Origin of the sequence: Paraburkholderia sp. EG304 (assembly GCF_046543485.1) — a bacterium.
GTDB lineage: Bacteria > Pseudomonadota > Gammaproteobacteria > Burkholderiales > Burkholderiaceae > Paraburkholderia > Paraburkholderia youngii.
Genome location: NZ_JBKGUA010000145.1, coordinates 1 through 4227, shown reverse-complemented (window position 1 = coordinate 4227; position 4227 = coordinate 1). Strand labels below are relative to the sequence as shown.

Annotated in this window: 3 protein-coding genes and 1 pseudogene; 2 read left to right on the top strand and 2 right to left on the bottom strand. The window is 58.5% G+C overall.

Annotated features, from left to right (window positions below; translation table 11 throughout):
• The first annotated feature begins 672 nt into the window (after window positions 1-672).
• On the top strand, window positions 673-2298 hold the full coding sequence (locus tag ACLFKU_RS42500) for a hypothetical protein (RefSeq protein WP_410853226.1): 1626 nt from the start codon (window positions 673-675) through the stop codon (window positions 2296-2298).
• 325 nt (window positions 2299-2623) lie between these two features.
• Here ACLFKU_RS42500 and ACLFKU_RS42495 read toward each other — a convergent pair whose 3' ends face one another.
• The gene (locus ACLFKU_RS42495; RefSeq protein WP_410853225.1) at window positions 2624-2869 is read right to left on the bottom strand and encodes a hypothetical protein; all 246 of its coding nucleotides are present in this window, start codon (window positions 2867-2869) and stop codon (window positions 2624-2626) included.
• A 577-nt stretch (window positions 2870-3446) separates the two neighbouring features.
• Between ACLFKU_RS42495 and ACLFKU_RS42490 the strand changes: the two genes are divergently transcribed.
• Window positions 3447-4052: a hypothetical protein gene (locus tag ACLFKU_RS42490; protein ID WP_410853224.1), complete on the top strand. Its 606-nt coding sequence runs from the start codon at window positions 3447-3449 to the stop codon at window positions 4050-4052.
• Between the two features lie 56 nt (window positions 4053-4108).
• On the opposite strand, the pseudogene ACLFKU_RS42485 reads toward ACLFKU_RS42490, so the two are convergent.
• Window positions 4109-4227 (bottom strand): annotated as a pseudogene (locus ACLFKU_RS42485) (IS30 family transposase); the annotation flags it as partial.

Genomic DNA, 4227 nt, shown 5'->3' with positions numbered 1-4227 from the left:
CGGTAACCAACCCGCGGATATCAGTGTGACCCACCGTCGAGACGTACTGCTACGTCGCCCTCAGGAAATTCAGATGTACCCAGACCGAGAACCGATCGCGATTGACACGGAAAGTCATATCAGTCCTCCGGCCACAAGCGGTCGGTCGAGGTCGCCATCCACTTCGGTCTCCCAGCTCTCGTCCGGCCACGCTCGATGACCGGTCTTCGGCGAGGAGATCGCCAGTGGCATTGCCTCGACGCGGCCACCAAGGGCCATCCGACCGAACCGTACCAGTGACATTGACGCGTCCGTTCCTCACCCGTAACCGGCCGTTCGATCAGTGACGATGCAAGCCTATTCATCGGCCAATGCCGGGGACGGTGCCTTGCGGCCAATCCAACTTTGAACGACTGCGCGGTGGGCTGATGGCTAAGCGGCTGCAACTGGTCTGTGCGTTCGATCCGTTAGTGAAAATGTGCAGCCGCCTAGGGTTTCCGAGCTTGTGGGCACGTAACGCCTTGACTAGAAAAAGAGTGCTCACCACTCACTCCCGTCGGAATAGTCCACGGCGCCCGGAGCCCTCGCCCACGACAATGTCATTGCGATGGGCATCGCCGTCGGGCCGCCTGGCACCACCGCTTTCGACGATCTCGCGTGAAGTTTGCCATTCATCCTGCGGGGGAGGTCATCATGTATCACAAGCAGCTAATAACCGCATGCCTGCTCGCGGTCCTCGCATCCGCTCCCGCGCTCGCCCAGCACGAAGAACACCCCGCTGCGCCGCCGACTGGCGGCAAGTTCGGCACCGTGAAGTTCCCCACTTCGTGCAGCCTTGCGGCACAAAGCCAGTTTGAGAAGGCATTGGCGATGCTCCATTCCTTCTTTTACCCTTCGACACTCAAGGCGTTCGAGGCCGTGACCCAGATCGATCCGCAATGTGCGATTGCATACTGGGGCATTGCAATTGCCCAGCGTCCTAATCCGCTGGTCCCGCCGTTTGACGAGACGGCACTCAAGCGCGGATGGGAAGCTGCGGAGAAGGGATTGGCGCTGGATCCCAAGACCGAACGGGAGCGCGATTGGCTGCTGGCTGCCGAAGCATTTTACAAAGACTACGACAAAGTCCCACAAAGCCAGCGCACGTTGGCATACGAGCATGCGATGGCACGCCTGACGCAGAAATATCCCGACGATACGGAAGCCGCGATTTTCTATGCGCTTGCGCTCAACGAGGCCGCGGACCCCAGCGACAAGACGTACGCCAACCAACTCGAGGCTGCAACGATCCTGGAGAAAATCTACCGTGAGCAGCCCGACCACCCCGGTGTCGCGCACTACCTGATCCACAGCTACGACTACCCGCCGCTCGCGAAGCGCGGACTGCCGTTTGCCAACAAATACGCGCAGATCGCCCCGGCGGCGCCGCACGCCCTGCACATGCCGTCGCATATTTACTCGATGCTCGGCATGTGGGATGCATCCATCAAATCGAACGAAGCGGCGCTGAAGGTGATGCAGGAAGAAGCCGCCAGAAGCTGGCCGGGCGCCACCCATACAGGGGCGCCCCATTCCTGGGATTTCATGGAGTACGCCTATCTACAGCTGGGCCAGGACGCGCGTGCAAAACAGGTGCGCGATGACGCCAATGCTGTCACGAAATTTCCATTCGACCGACTGGCAGTCTACACGGCGCTGGCTGCCATCCCGGCACGCTATGCGCTCGAGCGCGGCGACTGGCAGGAGGCTGCCACGCTCGAGCCGCGTGGCAGCCGCTGGCCGCAAGCTGAGGCAATCACGTATTTTGCCCGTGCACTAGGCTGCGCTCGCAGCAGCAAGGCGGACATGACGCAGACCAATATCGACATGCTCATGCAGTTGCGCGCCAAGCTCGAAGAGGCCAAGCAGCCATACTGGGCCGATCAGGTCCAGATTCAAATCCTCGCCGCCTCGGCGTGGCTGGATCATGTTCAGGGCAAGGACGATCAGGCGCTCAAGCAGATGCACGCCGCCGCCGATCTGGAAGACGGCAGCGAAAAGCAGGTCGCGATGGAGAACCGGCTTTACCCGATGCGGGAGTTGCTGGGCGAAATGTTGCTCGATCTGAAGCGACCTGCCGATGCGCTGAAGGAGTATGAGGCATCGATGCAAGCAACCCCGAACCGCCTGCGTGGCCTGTATGGTGCGGCGAAAGCAGCGGACCTGGCGCACGATAAGAAGGCGCAACTCTACTACGCGAACCTTGTCACGCTCACGCAAAACGCGGACACGGTGCGGCCGGAGGTACGACTGGCCAAGCTGTATCTCGACCAGCATTGACCGATGCACCTTGAAAGCTGTCGTTAAGGCGGTGTTGCATCGAGCGTCAGAAACGGGTCAAGAGTGCGCACTGCCGACTGGCCGGTTGCGGGCCGCTGAATCCAGTGACCGCTTCCGAGCGATGAGTTTGGGGAGCGCACGGACTCAACCCGATCCATTGCGGTCGGTCGTAAGATCGCGGTCCCTTCGTCGCTTCTTGAAGTACTGCGGTCATCCGACGGCCGGTCTTGTTGGTCGGGCATCGGCCAACACAGTCAACGGATCGCAGAACCTTATCGACTTGGCGTACGCCGAGTTCCGAGTCATTGGATTTGAGGAAGCCGCGTCAGAGAGAGATCGCGCCGGAAGCTGCTTGTATTGCCGCAGCAATCTCGTCTTCGCTGCGCCCTCCATTGATGGCAATGCTTTCCCCAAAGACAAAGTGAGGAACCGAACGGACACCGGTATTCGCCGACTTGAACGCTTCCGTTTCGACGCGATGGTGCTGTTCAGGATCAAGAGCGATGGCGCGCGCCTGATCGCGGTCAAAACCGTAGTCGCTGGCAATGTCGGCCAGCACAGGATTTAGCAAGCGGCGACTCGATGTTCTTATGGCGGAAGGCAGCAGGATCGCATTGCCGGCTGCAATGCCCCGCCAGGTTTGACTCCCACCGTTACGGATCGTCCCCTACCCATGATCCTACCCATTCTTCGCGCCAACCGGGCGGCGACCAGTTCCGACCGCGTCCCGTGACACAGGAAGAAGCATCTGAAGCCACCAATCAGTCAGGGCCTCGTGCCCTGCGCTTTTGCTCAAATCACACTGATGCAATGGCGGTTTCCGAGAGCCCGCCAACTTGCACTGAGGACGGCGAATGCGCGAAATTCGGCCACAGCCGACATTGGGCCGGGCTGAGTTCTACGTTAGCGATAAGGCGGATTGCTGACGGTCGTGGCACCGACCAGCCGAACGACAGCTTCCTCGATCGGCGAACTCACACTCCCGACCCATACCGGACGAATCGCCCCCTGATCTCCGGATGACTCTTGAGCGAAGCACATCGGTCATCCTGCTGTGTGTCGGTGACTAAAGCCGTTTGCTGAACTTCAGTTTGTACCGCAAGCGACCGTAAATAGACTCATGTGCTAATGGCTCACCAGTGGCTCAAATGCCGAACCCCATGACGGACATAAAACTTGCAATCTACGGTCACCCAGTGAAGCTCAACAACATACTAAAGCTTTGTCACATTGCTGCTGCGATATCGCTTTCCGTCCCTTGCCAGCGAGTCGTCGCATACTCTCAGCAGGACCTAGCCGACGCACTAAGACGTGCGTCTGAAGCCGCCGTTGCGAATCCATCTGATCCATTGGCACGAAACCGTGTGTTGGAGGGGGAGCTACAAAAATTTAACCTTCCTTCGAAGAAGGCAGCCAGCTACGTGTTCTTCGCGTTTTATCGCAAAAACATGATTGGCGTTCCTGCAGTTTGCGCAGAGTACGGGATCGACGTAAAGGAATATGTCAGTTCCTTTGCGCGTATTCATGAACCCCTGCTGAAGGTTGCTGAAACAAACATCGATCTTGAAAAGGCGAAATCCTATACGGATCCAGTCGAATCGGCACGCGCAGAACTTGAGCGTATCGTAACGACACGTCACACGTACATGAAGGGTCTTTGCTCCGTCATTGCGACCAATGGTGCTTCAATCGCTGAACGCGGGCAATTCGCCGTCGTCCTTCCAAATGCCTATGCAGTGTTGACCTCGCCGTAACATAGGCTGCGACAATGACGCGATGATGGATGGGTGTCGGTTGACGACCGGCGGATTCAACCGGTCGATGCAATAGTTTGCTGGAACCGTTCAGCCGGCGTTTCGTAATTCAGTGTCTTCCTTGGACGCTCATTCAGCCTTCTTGCCACGGCATTAAGTTTGGCCTGAGAGTAGA